The organism is Lysinibacillus sp. GbtcB16 (assembly GCF_019091145.1).
GTDB lineage: Bacteria > Bacillota > Bacilli > Bacillales_A > Planococcaceae > Lysinibacillus > Lysinibacillus fusiformis.
In genome coordinates this window covers 1-277 of sequence record NZ_JAGXJV010000311.1, presented here as the reverse complement: position 1 = coordinate 277, position 277 = coordinate 1, and the positions used below count along the sequence as shown (strand labels likewise).

1 protein-coding gene is annotated in these 277 nt (G+C 53.8%); it reads right to left on the bottom strand.

The genetic code is table 11. The features are described 5' to 3' along the window. Positions 1–211, bottom strand: a 211-nt coding sequence (locus tag KVT27_RS24380) for a kinase/pyrophosphorylase (RefSeq protein ID WP_217582152.1), incomplete at its 3' end; no start/stop codon positions are given. Positions 212–277 lie beyond the last annotated feature (66 nt).

The following is a 277-nucleotide window of genomic DNA, read 5'->3' as shown; positions in this document are numbered from 1 at the left end:
TTTCTCTAAGCTCCGGCAGAACGAGCGTGTAAGCGATGAATCCGCCTGCCCGCGAAGCTTCCTCCACCAACGCGCGGACCTCGTCCTCCGTCCGGATTGAACCGTAACGCTTCACCTGCACCAAGCTTGCGTTAAACTGACGAATTGTCGCCTGTACGACGGTATTCGCCGTATCCCCCACGGAATCCGAACAAACATAAATCGTATGCATCTTCTCTCCCACTTGCACTCCTCCTGATTAAGTCCCCAGCGCTACTTCAAGCAGCAATTTGGTCAT